The following is a 20772-nucleotide window of genomic DNA, read 5'->3' as shown; positions in this document are numbered from 1 at the left end:
ACCTCACTCTTGCTCCTGGTTGAGCCGCGGGATCAAGCCGCCGGCCAACACGTCCTTGACCTGTCGTGGCGAGAGTCGATGCCGCACACCGAATGACGAATCCTTGCTGACGTTGTCGACCTGCAGGGCATCCTCTTCGTCCAGCGCGTGCAGATTTTTGATCCGGAGGGTGTCGTCCTGGTCGATCGAGTCGTAGTCGTCGGGATTTTCGAACTCGAGCGCCAAAATTCCGTAGTTGGCCAGGTTCTGCCAGTGGATGCGCGCGAAGGACTTCGCGATGACCACACGCAGCCCGAGGTAGCGCGGTGCGATCGCGGCGTGCTCGCGTGAGGAGCCCTGGCCGTAGTTTTCCCCGGCGACGATGAGGTGCCCACTCTCGCCGGCCTGTTCAGCCCGCTCCGGGTAGGACTCGTCGACCCGGGTGAAGCTGAACATTGCGAGCTTCGGGATGTTGGACCGAAGCGGAAGCGCCTCCACCCCGGCGGGTGAAATCTCGTCGGTGGAGATGTTGTCGCCGACCTTGAGCAACACCGGCGCCTCGATTTCGTCGGGTAGCGGCGACAACTCCGGCAGGCTGGAGATGTTGGGACCCTTCACGGGTTCGACACCGTGCGCCTCCTCGGCGTCCAACGGGGGCACCAGCATTGCGGTGTTGATGGAGCTGCGCTCGGGCAGATCGAATTTCGGATACGCCATCTGCTCCTGTTTGGCCCAGTCCCGCGGATCGGTGATCACGCCGGTCAGCGCCGATGCCGCGGCGGTCTCGGGCGAGCACAGCCAGACCGAATCCTCCTTGGTGCCGGACCGGCCGGGGAAGTTGCGGGGCATCGTGCGCAGCGAGTTGCGACCGACGGCGGGAGCCTGGCCCATCCCGATGCATCCCAGGCAACCCGCCTGGTGGATGCGCGCACCCGCCACCACCAGATCCAGGGTGGCGCCCATCTTGGTCAGGTCGGCCAGGATCTCGCGCGACGTCGGGTTAATGTCGAAGCTGACCTGCGGCGCCGTCTGGCGGCCCGCCACCATCGCGGCCGCGATCGCGAAATCGCGCAGACCGGGGTTGGCGCTGGAACCGATCACCGCCTGCGCGATCTCCTCGCCGGCCACCTCGCGTACCGGTACCACGTTGCCCGGCGACGACGGTTTGGCGATCAGGGGCTCGATCTGCGACAGGTCGATGGTGTCCTCGACGTCATAGCCCGCGCCGTCGTCGGCCAGCAATTCCGTCCAGTCGTCCTCGCGTCCCTCGGCGCGCAGGAATTCGCGTACGGCCTCGTCGGAGGGAAACACCGTCGTGGTGGCGCCCAGTTCGGCGCCCATGTTGGCGATCACGTGGCGGTCCATGGCCGTCAGCGTCGTCACGCCGGGACCGTGATATTCGATGATCCGGTTCACGCCGCCCTTGACGTCGTGGCGGCGCAGCATCTCCAGGATCACGTCTTTGGCCGAACACCACTGGGGCAGTTGACCTTCGAGGCGCACGCCCCACACCTCGGGCATGCGGATGTGCAATGGTCGCCCGGTTATCGCGAGTGCCACCTCGAGACCGCCGACGCCGATCGCGAGCATGCCCAGCGATCCGGCTGCCGGCGTGTGGGAGTCGGAGCCCACCATCGTCTTGCCGGGAATGCCGAAGCGCTGCATGTGGGTCGGGTGCGAGACTCCGTTGCCCGGTTTGGAGAACCACAGGCCGAAGCGTTGCGCCGCGGTGCGCAGGTATTCGTGGTCCTCGGCGTTCTTCTCGTCGCCCTGCAGGAGGTTGTGGTCGACGTACTGCACGCTCACCTCGGTGCGGGCGCGATCGAGCCCGAGCGCCTCGAGTTCCTGCATCACCAGCGTGCCGGTCGCATCTTGGGTCAGCGTCTGATCGATGCGGATGGCGATCTCTTGTCCCGGGGACATCTCCCCGGACTCCAGATGCGAGCTGATCAGCTTGTGCGCGACATTCATGGCCATACCCGGGGTTACCCCGGGGCGGCTGGTTTTAGCGCGATCCAACAGCTCGACTTATGTCCCCGGCCCGACATTCAGCGGGCGGTCCCTGTTCGGGTCAACTGTGCAGGTGAAGCCGCTCGCCGTGCGGGCCGAAGATGACGATGGCCTCCACCGGGCCGTCCACCACACCGAACCAGTGCGGCGTCCACGTCGAGAACTCGACGGCTTGACCGGGGTCGATGGTGAAGTCGCGATCGCCCAGAATTAGCCGCATCCGCCCGGAAAGCACATACATCCAGTCCTGGCCCTCGTGCACCGGCAGGTCGGCCGGCGGGTTGCGGCGCCGCGCGCTGACCCGGACCTTGAACGCGTGCAGGCCGCCGGCGGGCCCCTGTCGGGTCAGCGGCCAATAGGTCACGCCGTGGTGGGTGCGCGCGGTGCCGCGCACCCGCGGGTCGGGAGCGGGTGGCGCCTGCAACAGTTCGTCGGTGCTGACCGACAGGGCCCGGGCCAGCCGTGGCAGGTGATCCAATGCCAGCCGGCGTTTGCCCGATTCGAGGCGGCTGAGCGTCGAGACGTCGATCCCGGCCCGCTCGCCCACCTCCTGCAGCGTCAGGCCGCGTTGCGCCCGCAGTTCCCGCAGCCGCCGGCGCACCAGGAGGTCGATGTCGGGGATGGTTTTTGCCTGCATGGCAAACCAGCTTGGCAAACCAGCGTAACGTAGGCAAGCTCACTTGTATGGAGAATTCGTGCAAAGCTGATGATGCCGTGCAGTTTTGGGAGGAGCGGTACCGCTCGGCGGAGCGGGTGTGGAGCGGACGGGTCAATCCCCGGCTGGCCGAGGTGGCCGCGGACCTGCCGGTGGGCCGCGCCCTCGACCTGGGCTGCGGGGAAGGGGCCGACGCGCTGTGGCTGGCCGAGCGCGGCTGGCAGGTGGTGGCCGTCGACGTCTCGGCCGTCGCGCTGCAGCGCGCGACCGAGGCGGCGTCGGCTCGGAATGTGCTGTCGCGCATCGACTTTGTGCGCCATGATCTCAACGAGAGCTTTCCCGACGGGACCTTCGATCTGGTGTCCGCGCAGTATCTGCACTCCCCGGCTCGACTGGAGCGCGACGGGGTGCTGCGGCGGGCGGCCGAGCGGGTGAATCGCGGCGGTGTGCTGTTGATCGTCGACCACGGTGCGCCCCCGCCCTGGGCGGAACACCACGATCACCATTTCGCTTGCATCGAGGAGGTCCTCGCGTCGCTGCGCCTGGACCCGTCCCAATGGACGAGGCTGCGGACGGAGGCCGTCGGGCGCGAAATGGTAGGCCCCAACGGGGAGGTCGTGGCGATGGCCGACAACGTGATGGTTCTGCGACGAACCGGGTAAACCCGTTACGCCGCGTCGTGAAAGATCAACCCCATCGCATAGCGCTCGCCGGAGCGCACCACCGAGACGCCGTGGCGCACCGGCGCCGCGGACCAACCTCGGGCCGAGGGCACCGGCCGTTCCCGGGTGGTGAACGCATACCCGTGTCCCTGCGGCAATTGCGTTGCCATGCCGCGTGATTGGGCCCGCAGGCGTTGTTCGACGAGCAGGAATTCGCCGCCGGTGTAGTCGGTGTCGGGGTCGCTGAGGTTGATGACGACCTGGAGCGGGAACACCAAATCACCGTACAAATCTCGGTGCAACGCGTTCCAGTCGCCCGCACCGTATTTGAGCATCAGGGCGGTGGACCTGCGCTGGCCGGCGGCGTGGCAGGCCGCCAGCCAGTCGTCGAGGCCGTCCGGCCACGGCGCGTCGCGGCCCAGCTTGCCCCACCAACCGCGCGCTATCGGCAGCAGCCGGGGATAGAGCGCCTGCTTGAGCGCTTCGATCGGTTCCGGGTAGGGCGCGTGAAAATAGCGGTATTGCCCGGCGCCATAGCGTTTGGGCGCCATGTCGATGGTCGACCTGAACAGGTCGTCGTCCGCGTAGAGCTTGCGCAGCCGGGCGGCCTCGGCGGGTGTGATCAGCCGCGGCAGCAGCGCCCCGCCGTATTCGTCGACCTCCGCGGCAATGGCATGCCAATCGCCGGAGTCGACCCGCTTCGCCCACCGGTCCATCAGCTCCACGATAGAGCGGCGCGAGCCATGGTTGCTGGCCCCGGCCTGCCGCAGGTAGTACCGTGGTTCGTCGCGGACGAGTTGGCCGGGCGGCCGCGGGCCGTCGCAAGCGGTTCGAGGAAAGTCCGGACTTCACAGAGCAGGGTGATTGCTAACGGCAATCCGAGGTGACTCGCGGGAAAGTGCCACAGAAAAGAGACCGCCACCCACGCGGTGGTAAGGGTGAAACGGTGCGGTAAGAGCGCACCAGCATCCCGGGTGACCGGGGTGGCTCGGCAAACCCCACCCGAAGCAAGGCCAAGAAGGCCGCACCGAAAGGTGTGGCCGCGCAGGCGTTCGAGGGTTGCTCGCCCGAGCCTGCGGGTAGGCCGCTCGAGGCACCCGGTGACGGTGTGTCCAGATGGATGGTCGCCGCCGCGTCGCCATTGCTTACGCGTGGCGGCGCGGAACAGAATCCGGCTTACAGGCCAACTCGTCCGCCTTCTTAATGCCCCGCCTTGTGCACCGCCTTGGCGAGTTTGCGCAGCGTGTCGTCGAGTTCGTCGCGGCACCGATCGGCCAAGTCGGCCTCCCGCTGATACAACAGCCCGTAGGTGAACGTGTCCTCGCCGGCGGCGTGCGCGGTTTCGGCCTCCTGACGCAGATGCTCACGGCTGACGACGCTGTCTTGATGATCGCCGAGCAGCGACTGGACCGCCTTGGCCTGTTCGGACACCCCGGCGGCTCCGGTCGCCGAGGCGGTGTAACGAAGTCTCTTGGCGCGCTTGCGGATTCGATGGAGCGCCTCGTCGCGCAGGTGTTGGTCGTCGGGGTGCTCGTGGTCGACCTGGGCGGCCGCCTTCTGGGCCTTACGGACCTTCTTGTACGCGGCATCGATGGTTACCGGGGCCGGCGCCTCGGTCGTGGCGGCACCGGGGACCGCGGCCGCTATCAGCTCGAGGGAGTCGAGCAGGCGGAAGTATCGCTGCGAGCGCATCGCGATCAATGACCGTCGCAGCCCGGTCTGGTAGCGCCGCCGGGCACCGCCGACCAGACGTTCGCGCACCGGCCCACGCACCAATTCCGGTGCGAGTGAGTCCAAGTCGCGTTCGTACCGCTCGGCGAGCACCTCGGCGTCGCGCGCCACACCCAGGATCCCGGCGAGCTCACGCAACTCGTCGAGCACCCAGCCGTCGTCCGGCGGCCCGAACGACTCCTGATAGTCCCGCAGCAGGCTGCGCAACTTGCGGGTGGTCACCCGCATCTGGTGAATGGCGTCGTAGGCGTCGGCGCGCACCGCGCGATCCCACACCAGGAGCTCGCGAACCTGCTCGGCGATCGCGCGCTGCAGCGGATCTTCCGGCGGCGCAGCGCCGTCGGGCACCGGCGTGGTGCCGAGCACCCGCGCCAGCTTGGAGCCGTGCCCAGCCGGGGCGGCGCCGGCATCCAGCAGTCGATTACTCAACCGGTTCAGCAACTCGACGCCGGCCGTGCCGCCGGACAGCCCACTGTCCTCGGCGAGCTCCAACTCCCACTCGCGCCATTCCTGCTCGGTCGGTGCGTCGGTGTCCTCGGAGTCGCCCATCGACCATGCGGTGACATGGTCGTTGCTGAATTCGGCCAGCGCGGTGCCCGCGGCATCGTACAGTACCTGGGTTTCGCGGCGGGTGGTGATGCGCGCGACCGGCTGCAGCGGACGGTCGCGGACGATCGCCAATACCACGTCGGTCAGCTCGTTGGGAACTGCGCCGTCGGCGCCCGAGGCGTCCAGCGGTGCGCGCACCTCGGTGCGGGCGTCGGGTCCGGCGGGCAGCTTCAGGTGCCACCCCGCATCGGTGCCACCGGTGCGGCGGCGCAAAGTTATCTTGTTGCGCGCCAAGTCGTGTAGGGGCGTGTCGAAGTACGTCGCATCCAGGGTTTGCATCGGCGACGTCTCGACGCGGGCGACCGCGGCGATCCCTTCGAACGAGGGCGACACGGTGGACTCGACCACGTCGAACTTGCGCTCGACCTCGAGATGACGCGAGGCTTGTGGCGCTTTTGCAGGCATCTGGGGCTCCACTGGGGGCCGGGCGGGCGCGCAGGGCGCGGCACCCGTGAACTGGTGGACGGTGGGAATTGAGCACCCATAGCCTGCCATACCGAAACGACGAGCCCGGCGCGGATCGGCCGGTGGGTGGCGCGCCCGTCGCCGTTGCCGTTACGGCGGCGGTGGCGGAGGGGCCGTCGTCTCGTCCTCGGGCAGCGGCGCGTAAACCGCCGGCGGCGGGACATAGCGTTGGATGTTGTCGGCGATGTTGGTGCAACCGCTGACCGAAATGCGTCGGCCCGCGCCCACGCACACCGTCGCCTCTACCCGATCGGCGGAATGGGCGGAAACAAGAATGGCGGGGATCGCGGCCAATCCCGAAAACGCCAGCAATGCGGCAAACCAGCGGCGCCGATTCATCTGCGGTCTCCTTCCAGCCACCCTGAATGCCACCCTGAATGCATTGTGCCGTTGTGGCGCGGCGGGCGGGTGGAGATTGACGAATGGCTCCGCATTTCTTTGCCGCCCGAATTGCGCATGGCCGCTGCGAAAAGCCCTTATGGTTCGGTACGGGTAACGGCCGCGCGTGCGGACGCGAAGACGAAGGAGCGTCGCCATGGTGTCTTTTGTTCGCCCGGCGGTCCGGGCCGTTTCCGGCGTAACGGCGGCCGGCGCGGCCAGCCTGGCAATGCTTTTCGCGACGGCGGGTTCGGCCGCCGCGGATTGGCCGGTCGACGATTTGCAACCGGCGCCCTCGTCGCAACCGAACTGCACGGCGGCCGACCTCGCCCAGGTGTCCTCGGGCGTCGCCGCGGCGACGTCGGCGTATCTGTTCACCCACCCGGACGTCAACGACTACTTCACCAGCTTGAAGGGGCAGCCACGCGACGACATGCGGGCGCAGTTGAAGCAGTACATGGACGCCAACCCGCAGACCCACACCGACCTCGAGGGCATCCGCCAGCCGTTGACCGACTTTCAGAATCGGTGCCGCTGACCGAGCACCGTCAGCCGGCCGGCGGTGGCGGCGGCTGCTGCAGATGCATCGCGAGGTCACCGCACTGCAGGATCGTCTGGATCTCGGTGTCGCGGAATGGCCGTCCGTCCGGGCCCAGCAGGTCGTGAAACCAGTCCTGCGGCATCGCGGGGTCCGGGTTCGGTTGGTCCCAGGAATCCCAGGGGAAGTAGGTCTGCGTCTTCCCGGCGACCAACCCCCAGTTGAACGCGCCGACGCCGGCGCGCTTTGCGATGGGCAGGATGTCTTGGACCGTGCTGCCCAGCGGCCGGGCCATGTACTCGGTGCACAGGATGGGCCGGCCCTGACCGACGAGCTCGGCGATGCGGCTCTCGAACTCCGCGGGCGCGGCGTAGGAGTGGAAGGTGATGACGTCGGAGTTGTCTAGCTGGATGCCGCTGATGACGCTGCGCCGACCCGGGTCGGCCCACTCGCCGTGCCAGACGCCACTGGTCAACGGCTGGCAGGGATCGACCAGCCGCGCCCACTCGAACACCTGGGGGAGTAGTTGGGCGACCAGGTCCACCTTGTCTTTGCGCTCGACGTTGGCGTAGGCGTCCGCGGGGTTGTCCGGCTCGTTCCACAGATCCCAACCCAAAACGCGGTCGTCGCTGCGGAATTGCGTCAGCACCCCGGTCACGTAGCCGCGCATGGTGCGCAGGTAGCCGCGGTCGTCGAGGCGCGCCGCCCCCGGGCTCTGCACCCAGCCGGAGTTGTGGATGCCCGGCCGCGGCGCGCGCTGCGGACCCGACTTCGGGAACGGATCCCAACACGAATCGAACAGGACGAACAGCGGCTTGATGCCGTGCCGTGCCGCGATGTCGACGAACTGGGCGAGGCGCCCCTGGAACCCGCGGTAATCCTGCGCCCAGAGCTGATCGTGCAAAAACACCCGTATCGCGTTGAACCCGTTGGTCCGCGCCCAGCCCAGCTCGGTATCGATGCGCCGGGGGTTGAAAGTTTCGCGCTGGAACATCTCCAACTGGTTGATGGCGTTGGAGGTGATGTAGTTCGCGCCGACCGGCCAGCCCTGCGCCTGATACCACCGGTTGGCGCGCTCGGGTGACCACCGGGCCGCCTGCGGCGAGGTGCGGGGCGGTTGGGCGGACGAACGCGGTGTCTGGGCCAAAGCCATGCCTCCTGCCACCAGCAGCGGCAACGTCAACACCGCCCGACGGTGCACGAAGGCACCGCGATTCCCCCGATCGATGTGGTCCACCCCTGCTACTCAGAATTCGGTTGTTTCTGCGGGCAATCGTACAGCGCTGGACTGCAAGGGTTTTCGGCGGTTGGGGTGTGACAGCGATAACGCCGTCGACCAGGCGTGAAGGGTGCCGGTGACGAATCGCCGCGGTGGATCTAGAAGCAGTGCTCGTCGGCGGGGAACACCCCGCCGGCCACCTCTTGCGCATACTGCGTTGCGGCCCGGCGCAATTCCCCGCCGATGTCCGCGAACCGCTTGACGAAGCGGGCCGGCCTGCCGCTGCTCATGCCGGCCATGTCCTGCCACACCAGGACCTGGCCGTCACAGTTTGGTCCGGCCCCGATCCCGATGGTGGGGATGGTCAGCTTGCCGGTGATCTGGGTGGCCAGCTCGGCGGGCACCATCTCCATGACGACGGCGAACGCGCCGGCCTCGGCGACGGCGATCGCGTCGTGCACGGTCTGCTCCGCCGCGTCACCGCGGCCCTGCACCCGGAATCCGCCCAGGCCGTTCACGCTCTGCGGGGTGAACCCGATGTGCGCCATCACCGGGATGCCGGCGGCGGTCAGGCAGGCGATCTGCTCGGCGACCCGCTCGCCGCCCTCGAGCTTGACCGCGTGTGCGCCGCCCTCCTTCATGAAGCGGGTGGCGGCGGCCAGCGCGGCGGCCGGTCCGGCCTCGTAGCTGCCGAACGGCAGGTCGGCGACGACCAGCGCGTGCGGGGCACCCCGCACCACGCCGCGGACCAGCGGAATCAACTCGTCGATCGAGACGGGCACGGTGGTGTCGTAGCCAAACACCACGTTGGCCGCCGAGTCGCCGACCAGCAGGACCGGGATGCCGGCGCCGTCGAAAACGCGGGCGGTCGAGTAGTCGTAGGCGGTGAGCATGGCCCACTTGCGCCCCTCGGCCTTCATCTTCTGCAAATGATGGGTGCGAATCTTGGGCCGCGGCTTTTCGGGCTGCGCAGGCGAGTTGGCGCCGTAAACGTTGTGCTCAGACATCATTGTCCCTAGTGGTGGTCGGTTCGATCCTCGTGGCCTGATAACGGTCCCCGGGTTCGTTGGACTACTCGATTCTGCCATTTCTTTTGCGCAGTCGCACCGGGGCGGCGGTGTGAGAAATACCATGCTGCGCATGCAGCGGCTGAGCGGACTGGACGCCAGCTTCCTGTATTTGGAGACGTCGTCGCAGCCCCTGCATGTGTGCTCGATCATCGAGCTGGACACGTCGACCGTGCCGGGCGGTTATGCCTTTGACCGGCTGCGCGACGCCCTCGCGCTGCGTATCAAGGCGATCCCGGCGTTCCGCGAGAAGCTGGCCAACAGTCCGCTGAATCTCGACCACCCGGTGTGGGTGGACGACGAGAAATTCGATATCGACCGCCATCTGCATCGCATTGCGCTCCCGGCTCCGGGAGGGCGCGCCGAGCTCTCCGAAATCTGCGGCCACATCGCCGAAACCCCGTTGGACCGTGGCCGGCCGCTGTGGGAGATGTGGATCATCGAGGGCGTGGCCGGCACGGACTGCCACCGCTGGGACGGTTTCGGCGGACGGCTGGTGGTGATGACCAAGGTGCACCACGCCGGCGTCGACGGGGTGACCGGCGCCAACCTGATGTCGCAGTTGTGCGCGACCGAAGCCGACGCCCCGCCCCCGCAGCCGGCCAAGGGCGTCGGCGGAGCCCAGGTTTGGCAGATCGCGGCCGGCGGGCTGGTCCGCTTCGCGACCCGGCCCCTGCACCTGCTCAACGTGGTGCCCGACACCGTGTGGTCGGTGCTCGACACGGTGCGAAGGGCGCGCGACGGCCTGGCCATGGCCCGTCCCTTCGCGGCGCCGCGGACGGTCTTCAACGCCAGAATCAGCGATCGCCGCAATGTCGCCTATGCCGAATTGGATCTCGACGACGTCAAAATGGTGAAGCGCCATTTCGACGTCAAAGTCAACGATGTGGTGATGGCGTTGGTTTCCGGTGTGTTGCGCCAATACCTGACCGACCGCCACGAATTGCCGAGATCGTCGCTGGTGGCCTCGGTCCCGGTTTCGGTTCACGGCAAATCCGACCGGCCCGGCCGCAATCAGGTAACGGCGATGTTTTCCTGTTTGCATACCCAGATCGCCGATCCCGTGGAACGGTTGAAAGCCATCGCCGAGGCCAATTCGATTGCCAAAGAACACAGTTCAGCTATCGGCGCGTCACTGCTGCAGGATTGGTCGCAATTCGCCGCGCCGGCGGTGTTCGGGATTGCGATGCGTTTGTATGCCAGAACCCGGTTCACCGACAGCATGCCGGTGCACAATTTGGTGATCTCCAACGTGCCCGGGCCGCAGGTTCCCCTGTACATGTTGGGCTGCGAGGTCAAATCGATGTATCCGTTGGGGCCGATATTTCACGGCTCGGGGCTCAACATCACCGCGATGTCGCTGCAGGGCAAACTCGACATCGGTCTGGTTTCCTGCCCGGATCTGCTGCCGGACTTGTGGAAGATGGCCGACGAGTTCGCGGCGGGGTTGGAGGAGCTGCTCGCGCTCGCGCGATAGCTGCGACGGCGGTGCCGCTAATCCAGATCTCAGGTTTCCTCTGGCAGCATAGGTTGGCATGGGCCTGTCTCGCCGCGCCAAGATCGCGCGCAAGTTGCTGATCTGGACGTCGATGGCTGCCGTTGCGCTGCTGCTGGCCGGCTGTGTCCGCGTGGTGGTGGGACGCGCCGTCATGTCCGGGCCCAAGCTGGGCCAGGCGGTGGAGTGGACGCCGTGCCGGGCGGCGAACCCGAAGGTCAAACTTCCGGCCGGTGCGTTGTGCGGCAAACTGGCCGTGCCGGTCGACTACGACCACCTCGACGGTGACGTGGCGACGCTGGCGATGATTCGCTTCCCCGCGACCGGCGAAAAGATCGGCTCGCTGGTGATCAATCCCGGCGGACCGGGGGAATCCGGCATCGAGGCGGCGCTGGGTGTCGTGCAGTCGTTGCCCAAGAAGGTCCGCGAGCGCTTCGACCTGGTGGGCTTCGATCCCCGCGGGGTGGGGGCGTCGCGCCCGGCAGTGTGGTGCAACTCCGACGCCGACAACGACCGGCTGCGCACCGAGCCCAACGTCGACTACAGCCCGGCGGGTGTGGCCCACATGGAAGACGAGACCAAGCAGTTCGTCGGCCGGTGCGTCGATAAGATGGGCAAGAACTTTTTGGCCAACGTCGGGACCGTCAACGTCGCACGGGATCTCGATACCATCCGCGCGGCGCTCGGCGACGAGAAGCTCACCTACCTCGGCTACTCCTATGGCACCCGGATCGGCTCGGCGTACGCCGAGGCCTTCCCGCACAACGTGCGGGCGATGATCCTCGATGGAGCCGTCGACCCCAACGCCGATCAGATCGAGGCAGATCTGCGTCAGGCCAAGGGATTCCAGGACGCGTTCAACGACTTCGCCGTCGAATGCGCCAAGCAACCGACCTGCCCGCTGGGCACCGATCCGGCCAAAGCCGTGGACGTCTACCACAGCCTGGTCGACCAGATGGTCGATCCGAACAACCCGATGGTGGGTCGGCCCATCCCGACCAACGACCCGCGCGGACTGAGCTACAGCGACGCGATCATCGGCACCATCATGGCGCTGTATTCGCCGAACCTTTGGCATCACCTGACCGACGGCCTGGCCGAACTCGTCGACCACCACGGCGACACCCTGCTCGCCCTGGCCGACATGTACATGCGCCGCGACTCGCACGGCCACTACAGCAATGCCACCGACGCGCGGGTGGCGGTCAACTGCGTGGACCAGCCGCCGATCACCGACCGCGCCAAGGTGATTGACGAAGACCGCCGCTCCCGTGAGCTCGCACCGTTCATGAGCTACGGGCAGTTCACCGGCAACGCCCCGCTGGGCACCTGCGCGTTCTGGCCGGTGCCGCCAACCAGCAAGCCGCACACCATTTCCGCGCCCGGCCTGGCGCCCACGGTGGTGGTGTCGACCACCCATGACCCGGCCACCCCGTACAAGGCCGGGGTCGATCTGGCCAACGAGCTGCGCAGCTCGCTGCTCACCTACGACGGCACCCAGCACACGGTGGTATTCCAGGGCGACGGCTGCATCGACAACTACGTGACGGCGTATCTGGTCAGCGGCTCCATTCCGCCGACCGGCGCCAAGTGCTGACCGCCCGCTGACGATGCGGCCCGCGTAGCGGGGCGAGGAGGAAGCGGGCAAAAACCGCGCCCGCTGACGATGCGGCCCGCGTAGCGGGGCGAGGAGGAAGCGGGCAATCAGGCCGCGCCCGCTGACGCCGAAGATGCACTCGCGGCGCGGTTTTCGGCGATCGTTCGCCGTGAGTGCACGTTCGGTGAGGGCGGCAGCCGAGACCAAGGCGTAATCGTTTCGAGCCGTGACGGGTACCCGGGGCTGCAACGATGACACCCATGTCGCGCCTGAGATCCCTGAGCTCGGCGCTGTTTTCATTCGGGCTGCTGCTCGGTGGCCCATGCGTCGTCGCGCCGCCGGCAGCCGTCGCCACGCCCGAACCCGGTGCCGGGCAGACGCCGGGCCCGAACCCGCCATCGGCCGCGGTGCCGCAGGGTTGGGGGAGCTGTGGCCAATTCGTCGGTGACACAAGCGAAATCCCCACCGCGCAGTGCACCACCGTGTCGGTACCGATCGACTACAACAATCCCGCCGGGGCGCAGGCGAAGCTGGCGGTGATCCGGATCCCGGCGTCCGGGCAGCGGGTCGGCTCGCTGCTGGTCAATCCCGGCGGTCCCGGCGGCTCGGCGGTCGACATGGTGGCCTCGATGGCCCCGGACCTGGAGGCCTCTCCGATTCGACGCAACTTCGACCTGGTCGGCTTCGACCCCAGGGGCGTCGGGCATTCGACACCCGCGCTGCGCTGCCGCACCGACGCCGAGTTCGACGCGTACCGGCGCGAGCCGATGGTCGACTACAGCCCCGGTGGGGTGGCGCATATCGAGCAGCTCTACCGGCAGCTGGCCCAGCAGTGCGTCAACCGGATGGGCGCGGCGTTCTTGGCCAACACCGGCACCGCGTCGGTCGCGCGCGACATGGACGTCGTGCGCCAGGCGCTGGGCGACGACCAGATCAACTACCTGGGTTACAGCTACGGCACCGAGCTGGGCACCGCCTACCTGGAAAAGTTCGGCAACCACGTGCGCGCGATGGTGCTCGACGGCGCCATCGACCCGACCGTCGGGCCGATCGACGAGAACGTCAACCAAATGGCGGGATTCCAAACGGCTTTTAACGACTACGCCACCGACTGCGCCCGCTCGCCGGGCTGCCCGCTGGGCACCGACCCGACCCAATTCGTCAACCGCTATCACGCGCTGGTCGACCCGCTGGCCACCAGGCCGGGCAAAACCGCAGACCCGCGCGGCCTGAGCTACGCCGATGCGACCACCGGCACCATCAACGCGCTCTACACGCCGGCGCACTGGAAATACCTGACCAGCGGGCTACTCGGCCTGGCCCGCGGCACCGACGCCGGCGACCTGCTGCTGCTCGCCGACGACTACGACGGGCGCGACAAGAGCGGGCACTACTCCAACGACCAGGACGCGTTCAACGCGGTCCGCTGCGTCGACGCGCCGAACCCGACGGATCAAGCCAGCTGGGTGAACGCCGATCAACGGATCCGGCAGGCCGCGCCGTTCCTGAGCTACGGGCAGTTCACCGGAAATGCTCCGCGCGATTTGTGCGCGCTGTGGCCGGTGCCGGCGACGTCGGCGCCGCATGCCGCGCCGCCCGTGGGGCCGGGCAAGGTCGTCGTCGTGTCCACCACGCACGACCCGGCCACGCCGTATCAGGCCGGGGTGAACCTGGCCCGCCAGCTCGGCGGCCCGCTGATCACCAACGACGGGACGCAGCACACCGCGGTATTCAACGGCCACCAGTGCGTGGACACCGCCGTCGTTCGGTATTTCGTCGCCGGCACGCCGCCGCCGGCCTCCTATCACTGCCAGGCCTGACCGGCGCCCGACGAGCTTTCGCAACGGTTCTGAGCGGGCATCGGTAACACAGAATTAACAGCGGTTGCATACTGTTCGGGATATGGATCGACAGAAGGAATTCGTGCTCCGCACGCTCGAGGAACGAGACATCCGCTTCGTTCGGCTGTGGTTCACCGATGTGCTGGGCTTCCTCAAGTCGGTCGCCATCGCCCCGGCCGAGCTCGAAGGCGCCTTCGAGGAGGGCATCGGCTTCGACGGCTCCTCGATCGAGGGCTTCTCGCGGGTCTCCGAATCCGACACCGTGGCTAACCCCGACCCGTCCACCTTCCAGGTGCTGCCGTGGGCCTCCCCCAACGGCCACCACCACTCGGCACGGATGTTCTGCGACATCACCATGCCGGACGGCTCGCCGTCCTGGGCCGACCCGCGCCACGTGCTGCGCCGGCAGCTGCAGAAGGCCAACGACCTGGGCTTCTCCTGCTACGTGCACCCCGAGATCGAATTTTTCCTGCTCAAGCCCGGCCCCGACGACGGGACGCCGCCCGTTCCCGTCGACAGCGCCGGCTACTTCGACCAGGCGGTCCACGACTCCGCCTCGAACTTCCGCCGGCACGCGATCGAAGCCCTCGAATTCATGGGCATCTCGGTGGAGTTCAGCCACCATGAGGGGGCGCCCGGCCAGCAGGAGATCGACCTGCGCTTCGCCGACGCCCTGTCGATGGCCGACAACGTGATGACGTTCCGCTACGTCATCAAGGAGGTGGCGATCGAGAACGGCGCCCGCGCCACCTTCATGCCCAAGCCGTTCGGGCAGCATCCCGGGTCGGCGATGCACACCCACATGAGCCTGTTCGAGGGCGACGTCAACGCGTTCCACAGCCCCGACGACCCGCTGCAACTTTCGGACGTGGGCAAGTCCTTCATCGCCGGGATCCTCGAGCACGCCTCCGAAATCAGCGCCGTCACCAATCAGTGGGTCAACTCCTACAAGCGACTCGTCGGCGGCGGCGAGGCGCCCACCGCCGCGTCGTGGGGTGCGGCCAACCGGTCCGCGCTGGTGCGGGTGCCCATGTACACGCCGCACAAGACGTCGTCGCGGCGCGTGGAGGTGCGCAGCCCCGACTCGGCCTGCAACCCGTACCTGACCTTCGCCGTGCTGCTGGCCGCCGGGCTGCGCGGGGTGGAGAAGGGCTACGTGCTGGGGCCGCAGGCCGAGGACAACGTGTGGGACCTGACCGCCGAGGAACGCATCGCGATGGGCTATCGCGAGCTGCCGACGAGCCTGGACAGCGCGCTTCGCGCCATGGAGTCCTCCGAGCTGGTCGCGGAAACCTTGGGGGAGCACGTCTTTGACTTCTTCCTGCGCAATAAGCGCACGGAGTGGGCCAACTACCGCAGCCACGTCACCCCGTACGAGCTGAGCACCTACCTGTCCCTGTAGGTCCCGATGGGGCATATCCCGTTGTGCACTAGCGCCGCTCGTGCCTGAAGACGGGCGGCTTGCGCTACGGTCGTGGTCGTGACCAAACCCGCGACGCAGCGCCCCAGGCTGCCCAGCGTCGGCCGGCTCGGGTTGGTCGATCCGCAAGCGGCCGAACGCATGGCGCGGCTGGGGTGGTACGAGCACGACGACCAGGCGCACGTCGACCTGCTGTGGTCGCTGTCGCGCGCGCCCGATCCCGACGCCGCGCTGCTGGCCTTGGTCCGGCTGTCGGAGAACCCCGACGCCGGGTGGGACGAACTCAACGCCGCCCTGCTCACCGAGCGCCCGCTGCGCGGCCGGCTGTTCGGCGTTCTCGGCGCGTCGCTGGCACTGGGCGATCACCTGATCGCCCAGCCGCAGACCTGGAAACTGTTGCGCGGCAAGGTCAAACTGCCCACCCACGACGAGCTGCGCGCGATGTTCACCGGCTGCGTGGACGAGGCGCTGGCCGCGCCGGGTTCGGCGATGGTGCGCCTTCGCACCCTGTACCGCGACCAGCTGCTGGTGCTGGCCGCGCTGGATCTGGCCGCGACCGTCGAGGACGAGCCGGTGGTCCCGTTCACCGTGGTGGCCGCCCACCTCTCGGACCTGGCGGACGCGGCGCTGGCCGCCGCGCTGCGGGTGGCCGAGAAGAGCGTGTGCGGCGACCGGACGCCGCCGCGGCTGGCGGTGATCGCGATGGGCAAATGCGGTGCCCGCGAACTGAACTACGTCAGCGACGTCGACGTGATCTTCGTCGGCGAGCAGGCCGACGCCGTCACCACCCGGGTGGCTAGCGAGATGATGCGGCTGGCCTCCGAGGCGTTCTTCCAGGTCGACGCCGGGCTGCGCCCCGAGGGGCGCAGCGGCGAACTGGTCCGCACCGTCGAGTCCCACATCGCCTATTACCAGCGCTGGGCCAAGACGTGGGAGTTCCAGGCGCTGCTCAAAGCCCGTGCGGCGGTGGGCGACGAGGAACTCGGGCGGCGCTACCTGGACGCGCTGATGCCGATGGTGTGGGTCGCCTGCGAGCGTGAGGACTTCGTGGCCGAGGTGCAGGCCATGCGCCGCCGGGTCGAGCAGCTGGTGCCCGCCGAGGTGCGCGGGCGCGAGATCAAGCTGGGCAGCGGCGGGCTGCGCGACGTGGAATTCGCCGTGCAGCTCCTGCAGCTGGTGCACGGCCGCGGCGACGACTCGCTGCACGTGGCGTCGACCGTGGATGCGCTGGCCGCGTTGGGCCAGGGCGGCTACATCGGGCGCGAGGACGCGGCCAACCTCACCGCCTCCTACGAGTTCCTCCGGCTGCTCGAGCACCGGTTGCAGCTGCAGCGCCTCAAGCGCACCCACCTGCTGCCCGAGGCCGACGACGAGGAAGCGGTGCGCTGGCTGGCGCGGGCCGCCCACATCCGGCCGGACGGACGCCACGACGCGGCCGGGGTGCTGCGCGAGGAGCTGCGCCACCAGAACCTGCGGGTGTCCCAGCTGCACGCCAAGCTCTTCTATCAGCCGCTGCTGGAGTCGATCGGGCCGGCCGGACTGGAGATCGCGCGCGGCATGACCTCCGAAGCCGCCGAGCGCCAGCTGGCGGCGCTAGGCTACGAGGGCCCGCAGACCGCGCTCAAGCACATGTCGGCCCTGGTCAACCTGAGCGGCCGGCGCGGGCGGGTGCAGTCGGTGCTGCTGCCCAGGCTGCTGAACTGGATGTCGTACACGCCGGACCCCGACCGCGGGCTGCTGGCCTACCGACGGCTGTCCGAGGCGCTGTCCGGCGAGAGCTGGTACCTGGCCACGCTGCGCGACAAGCCCGCGGTGGCCCGCCGGCTCATGCACGTGCTGGGCACCTCTGCGTACGTGCCGGACCTGCTGATGCGCGCCCCGCGGGTGATTCAGGACTACGGCGACGGGCCGTCGGGCCCGAGACTGCTCGACACCGAGCCCGCCGCGGTGGCCCGCGGGCTGGTCGCCTCGGCCGGCCGCTACTCCGACCCGGTGCGGGCGATCGCCGGGGCGCGCACCCTGCGGCGCCGCGAGCTGGCCCGCATCGCCTCGGCCGACCTGCTCGGCATGCTCGAGGTCACCGACGTCTGCTCGGCGCTGACCTCGGTGTGGGTGGCGGTGCTGCAGGCCGCGCTGGAGGCGATGATCCGGGCCAACCTGCCCGCGAGCGGCACGGCACCGGCGGCCATCGCGGTCATCGGCATGGGCCGGCTGGGCGGCGCCGAATTGGGCTATGGATCCGACGCCGACGTGATGTTCGTCTGCGAGCCGGCGCCCGGGATCGAGGATTCCGCGGCGGTGCGCTGGGCGACCGGCGTCGCCGAGCAGGTCCGGGCGCTGCTGGGCACGCCCAGCGTCGACCCGCCGCTGGAGGTCGACGCCAACCTGCGGCCCGAAGGCCGCCAGGGCCCGCTGGTGCGCACCCTGCCCTCCTACGCGGCCTATTACGAGCAGTGGGCGCAACCATGGGAGATCCAGGCGCTGCTGCGGGCGCATGCGGTCGCCGGCGACGCGGAGCTGGGGCAGCGGTTCCTGCTGATGGCCGACAAGACCCGCTATCCACCCGACGGGGTGTCCACCGAGGCGATGCAGGAGATCCGGCGCATCAAGGCCCGCGTCGATTCCGAGCGGTTGCCGCGCGGCGCTGACCCCAACACGCACACCAAGCTGGGCCGCGGGGGACTGGCCGACATCGAATGGACCGTGCAGCTGCTGCAACTGCGGCACGCGCACGAGGTTCCCGCGCTGCACAACACCTCGACTCTGCAGTGCCTGGACGCTATCGCCGCGGCGGAGCTGGTGCCCGCCGACGAGGTGGAGCTGTTGCGGCAGGCCTGGCTGACCGCCACCCGGGCCCGCAACGCGCTGGTGCTGGTCCGCGGCAAGCCCACCGATCAACTGCCCGGGCCCGGCCGCCAGCTCAACGCCGTGGCCGTGGCCGCGGGCTGGCCCACCGATGAGGGCGGGGAGTTCTTGGACAACTATCTACGGGTGACGCGCCGCGCCAAAGCGGTGGTGCGCAGGGTGTTCGGAAGTTGAATCAGGAGGCCGGCGCGTTGGACGCCATATTCGAGGTGCTCAGCGCGGCGGAGGCCGATCGCGTGACCGCGCTGTACGCTCCGTTGGCCGATGCGGTCCGCGAACTCGTCGAGGCCACCATCCGCACCGAGGCCGGCGAGGACGTCGTCGCCGAGGCCCGGCGGACGATCGAGGCGGTCACCGCATTGCTGCGGCAACGGACCCGCCCGGTAGGGGTGAGCTACCGCGTCGACGGCCGCCCGCTGCCGTTGGGCAACGCCGCGATCGGCGTCTGCAATCCCATCGCCCCGCCGATCGTCGTGCACCACGAGGGCGCGGGGCGCTGCTGGAGCGAGTTCACCCTCGGCCCTGCCTACGAGGGCCCGCCCAAACTGGTGCACGGCGGCGTCAGCGCCCTGGTGCTTGACCACATGCTCGGCGAGGCGGCCAGCGAGGGGCTGTCCAAGGCGCGGTTCACCGGAACCATCACCGTGAAGTACCTGCGCGGCACGCCGCTGGGGCCGCTGCGCTGCGAGGCGTGGGTCGACGGCAACGAGGGCCGCAAAGTCTTTGCGCGCGGCACCATTTCGGATGCTGCCGGCGTCACCGTCGAGGCCGACGGCGTCTTCATCGAGCCGGCCTGGGCGCAGGAGATGCAGTGAGGTTCTACATCAGCAGCGCGTTCCTGAACACCCGCGAGATCATCGAGCTGGCCAAGGCGGCCGACGAACTCGGCTACGACGGGATCGGCATTCCTGACCACGTCGTCAATCTCGAGACGCTGGACACCCCGTACCCGTACACCAAAGACGGCCAGCGGCGCTGGCAGCCGTTCACCGACTGGCCCGATCCCTGGGTGCTCGTGGGCGCGCTGGCCCAGGTGACCACGCGGTTGAGGTTCGTCAACACCGTGTATATCCCGGCCATGCGCAACCCGTACTCGGCGGCCAAAGCGATTGGCACCGCAGCGGTTCTGGCGTCCGGCCGGGTGGAGCTGGGCGTCGGGGTGGGCTGGTGCCGCGAGGAATTCGCTTTGATGGGTGAGCGATTCGAGGCGCGCGGCAGGCGGACCGACGAGATCATCGAGCTGATGCGGGCGCTGTGGACGCCGGGCTGGACGGAGTTCGAGGGTGAGTTCTATTGCGCGCCGCGCCTCGAGATGCAACCCACGCCGCCGCCGATCCCGGTGTACGTCGGCGGGCTCAGCGATATCGCGCTGCGCCGCGCCGCCCGCAACGACGGCTGGATCGGCGATTTGATCAAGACCGAGCGGGCCATCGAGGCGGTGGGCAGGCTGCGGGAGTTGCGCGCCGAAAACGGTTTGACCATGGACGATTTCACCATCCTGACACCGCTGACCGACGCGTTCACCACGGCGGATTACCGGCGGGTCGAGGACGCCGGCGTCACCGGCATCATCACGATGCCGTGGATGTTCTACGCCGGGCCCGACGCCGGCCTGGACGACAAGATCGACGGCATGCAGCGCTTCCGCAAGGACCTCGCGCTCGATCGCCAGGCGACACCTAATTCGGCGCCGCGGGTCACCTGAACGGCGGCGAAGATGGGCTCGCGCGGGCCGGCATCGCATATGTTTCGCATGACCACGAACACCAGCCCCGGCGACCAGGACGGAGCGCGCCGCGGATAACAGCCGGGGCGGCTAGATGCGAAACCACCCGCGCGGCAACCTCCACGCGGGTGGTTTCGTCAAGCCGACTCAGACGTCGTAGTACAGCGCGAACTACGTCCTGAGCGTTCGTAACCGTTAGCTGTGTTTATAGCGTAGGGAAATAGCAGGTCACAGCGTTGCCGGTGTTGGCACGCGAGAACTGTTTTCAAAACTCCTGCGGACGAACTGCGGACGACTCGCCGCGCCTTCCCACTTCAAAAACCAATCACTAAAGCGACATGACTTCGCGAATGGAGAAACCATGCCCTCAATCAACACCGCCCACATCGACCGTCCGGCCGTGCCGCCCGTCGCGGATCTGCACCTCGCCGGCGACCGGGTCAAGTCCAGGGACGTGGTGTACGGGGTCGTCTTGTGATTCTTCGAGATGATGGTTCAAGCGGTCAGTGCCGCAG

The 20772-nt window shown here is 68.3% G+C and carries 16 protein-coding genes and 1 other RNA gene; 10 read left to right on the top strand and 7 right to left on the bottom strand.

What is annotated here, in order from left to right; translation table 11 throughout:
* Positions 1-3: 3 nt before the first annotated feature.
* Positions 4-1956, bottom strand: a complete 1953-nt coding sequence (locus BST14_RS17875; RefSeq protein WP_083065722.1) for an aconitate hydratase — start codon at positions 1954-1956, stop codon at positions 4-6.
* 94 nt (positions 1957-2050) lie between these two features.
* Positions 2051-2626: a helix-turn-helix domain-containing protein gene (locus BST14_RS17870; RefSeq protein ID WP_083065721.1), complete on the bottom strand. Its 576-nt coding sequence runs from the start codon at positions 2624-2626 to the stop codon at positions 2051-2053.
* Positions 2627-2673: 47 nt separating this feature from the next.
* Here BST14_RS17870 and BST14_RS17865 point away from each other — a divergent pair, with 47 nt between their 5' ends.
* Positions 2674-3306, top strand: a complete 633-nt coding sequence (locus BST14_RS17865) for a class I SAM-dependent methyltransferase (RefSeq protein ID WP_083065720.1) — start codon at positions 2674-2676, stop codon at positions 3304-3306.
* Between the two features lie 5 nt (positions 3307-3311).
* On the opposite strand, the gene BST14_RS17860 is transcribed toward BST14_RS17865, so the two are convergent.
* Positions 3312-4022, bottom strand: coding sequence for a 2OG-Fe(II) oxygenase (locus tag BST14_RS17860; RefSeq protein WP_083065742.1), 711 nt, complete (start codon positions 4020-4022; stop codon positions 3312-3314).
* Between the two features lie 77 nt (positions 4023-4099).
* Between BST14_RS17860 and rnpB the strand changes: the two genes are divergently transcribed.
* An RNA gene (gene rnpB, locus BST14_RS17855) (RNase P RNA component class A) lies at positions 4100-4501 on the top strand.
* Positions 4502-4506: 5 nt separating this feature from the next.
* Here rnpB and BST14_RS17850 read toward each other — a convergent pair.
* Both BST14_RS17850 and BST14_RS17845 read right to left on the bottom strand, forming a co-directional pair.
* Positions 4507-6051, bottom strand: coding sequence for a CYTH and CHAD domain-containing protein (locus tag BST14_RS17850; protein ID WP_083065719.1), 1545 nt, complete (start codon positions 6049-6051; stop codon positions 4507-4509).
* A gap of 150 nt (positions 6052-6201) precedes the next feature.
* On the bottom strand, positions 6202-6450 hold the full coding sequence (locus BST14_RS17845; RefSeq protein ID WP_083065718.1) for a hypothetical protein: 249 nt from the start codon (positions 6448-6450) through the stop codon (positions 6202-6204).
* Positions 6451-6646: 196 nt separating this feature from the next.
* Here BST14_RS17845 and BST14_RS17840 point away from each other — a divergent pair, with 196 nt between their 5' ends.
* Entirely contained in the window at positions 6647-7027 is a 381-nt protein-coding gene (locus BST14_RS17840; protein WP_211280749.1) for a heme-binding protein, read from the top strand.
* A 10-nt stretch (positions 7028-7037) separates the two neighbouring features.
* On the opposite strand, the gene BST14_RS17835 is transcribed toward BST14_RS17840, so the two are convergent.
* Positions 7038-8228, bottom strand: coding sequence for a glycoside hydrolase 5 family protein (locus tag BST14_RS17835; protein WP_083065740.1), 1191 nt, complete (start codon positions 8226-8228; stop codon positions 7038-7040).
* Positions 8229-8404: 176 nt separating this feature from the next.
* Complete coding sequence (gene panB, locus BST14_RS17830; protein ID WP_083065739.1) at positions 8405-9253, bottom strand: 3-methyl-2-oxobutanoate hydroxymethyltransferase; 849 nt, start codon at positions 9251-9253, stop codon at positions 8405-8407.
* A gap of 133 nt (positions 9254-9386) precedes the next feature.
* Here panB and BST14_RS17825 point away from each other — a divergent pair, with 133 nt between their 5' ends.
* From BST14_RS17825 to BST14_RS17795, 7 genes are all read left to right on the top strand, one after another.
* Positions 9387-10790 carry a WS/DGAT/MGAT family O-acyltransferase gene (locus BST14_RS17825; protein ID WP_083065738.1) on the top strand — a complete coding sequence of 468 codons (1404 nt, stop codon included), beginning with the start codon at positions 9387-9389 and terminating at the stop codon, positions 10788-10790.
* Positions 10791-10848: 58 nt separating this feature from the next.
* Positions 10849-12405, top strand: coding sequence for an alpha/beta hydrolase (locus BST14_RS17820; protein ID WP_083065717.1), 1557 nt, complete (start codon positions 10849-10851; stop codon positions 12403-12405).
* Between the two features lie 251 nt (positions 12406-12656).
* The gene (locus BST14_RS17815; protein WP_142279457.1) at positions 12657-14225 is read left to right on the top strand and encodes an alpha/beta hydrolase; all 1569 of its coding nucleotides are present in this window, start codon (positions 12657-12659) and stop codon (positions 14223-14225) included.
* An 82-nt stretch (positions 14226-14307) separates the two neighbouring features.
* Positions 14308-15648, top strand: coding sequence for a type I glutamate--ammonia ligase (gene glnA / locus BST14_RS17810; protein ID WP_083065716.1), 1341 nt, complete (start codon positions 14308-14310; stop codon positions 15646-15648).
* Between the two features lie 72 nt (positions 15649-15720).
* The gene (locus tag BST14_RS17805) at positions 15721-18705 is read left to right on the top strand and encodes a bifunctional [glutamine synthetase] adenylyltransferase/[glutamine synthetase]-adenylyl-L-tyrosine phosphorylase (protein WP_083065715.1); all 2985 of its coding nucleotides are present in this window, start codon (positions 15721-15723) and stop codon (positions 18703-18705) included.
* On the top strand, positions 18702-19346 hold the full coding sequence (locus tag BST14_RS17800) for a PaaI family thioesterase (protein WP_083065714.1): 645 nt from the start codon (positions 18702-18704) through the stop codon (positions 19344-19346). Before BST14_RS17805 ends, BST14_RS17800 begins: the two co-directional genes overlap by 4 nt.
* Complete coding sequence (locus BST14_RS17795) at positions 19343-20236, top strand: TIGR03619 family F420-dependent LLM class oxidoreductase (protein WP_083065713.1); 894 nt, start codon at positions 19343-19345, stop codon at positions 20234-20236. Before BST14_RS17800 ends, BST14_RS17795 begins: the two co-directional genes overlap by 4 nt.
* The last annotated feature ends 536 nt before the right edge of the window (positions 20237-20772 follow it).

Source organism: Mycobacterium arosiense ATCC BAA-1401 = DSM 45069 (assembly GCF_002086125.1).
GTDB classification, from domain to species: Bacteria; Actinomycetota; Actinomycetes; order Mycobacteriales; family Mycobacteriaceae; genus Mycobacterium; species Mycobacterium arosiense.
This window is presented reverse-complemented; position numbering and strand designations above follow the sequence as displayed.

Excerpts from the sequence above, each read along its gene's own strand:
- BST14_RS17815 (WP_142279457.1), top strand. The coding sequence starts at position 12,657 with ATGACACCCATGTCGCGCCTGAGATCCCTGAGCTCGGCGCTGTTTTCA.
- BST14_RS17865 (WP_083065720.1), top strand. The coding sequence starts at position 2,674 with ATGGAGAATTCGTGCAAAGCTGATGATGCCGTGCAGTTTTGGGAGGAG.
- BST14_RS17850 (WP_083065719.1), bottom strand. The coding sequence starts at position 6,051 with ATGCCTGCAAAAGCGCCACAAGCCTCGCGTCATCTCGAGGTCGAGCGC.
- BST14_RS17825 (WP_083065738.1), top strand. The coding sequence starts at position 9,387 with ATGCAGCGGCTGAGCGGACTGGACGCCAGCTTCCTGTATTTGGAGACG.
- BST14_RS17840 (WP_211280749.1), top strand. The coding sequence starts at position 6,647 with ATGGTGTCTTTTGTTCGCCCGGCGGTCCGGGCCGTTTCCGGCGTAACG.
- BST14_RS17870 (WP_083065721.1), bottom strand. The coding sequence starts at position 2,626 with ATGCAGGCAAAAACCATCCCCGACATCGACCTCCTGGTGCGCCGGCGG.
- BST14_RS17875 (WP_083065722.1), bottom strand. The coding sequence starts at position 1,956 with ATGGCCATGAATGTCGCGCACAAGCTGATCAGCTCGCATCTGGAGTCC.
- BST14_RS17845 (WP_083065718.1), bottom strand. The coding sequence starts at position 6,450 with ATGAATCGGCGCCGCTGGTTTGCCGCATTGCTGGCGTTTTCGGGATTG.
- glnA (WP_083065716.1), top strand. The coding sequence starts at position 14,308 with ATGGATCGACAGAAGGAATTCGTGCTCCGCACGCTCGAGGAACGAGAC.
- panB (WP_083065739.1), bottom strand. The coding sequence starts at position 9,253 with ATGTCTGAGCACAACGTTTACGGCGCCAACTCGCCTGCGCAGCCCGAA.
- BST14_RS17860 (WP_083065742.1), bottom strand. The coding sequence starts at position 4,022 with ATGGACCGGTGGGCGAAGCGGGTCGACTCCGGCGATTGGCATGCCATT.
- BST14_RS17820 (WP_083065717.1), top strand. The coding sequence starts at position 10,849 with ATGGGCCTGTCTCGCCGCGCCAAGATCGCGCGCAAGTTGCTGATCTGG.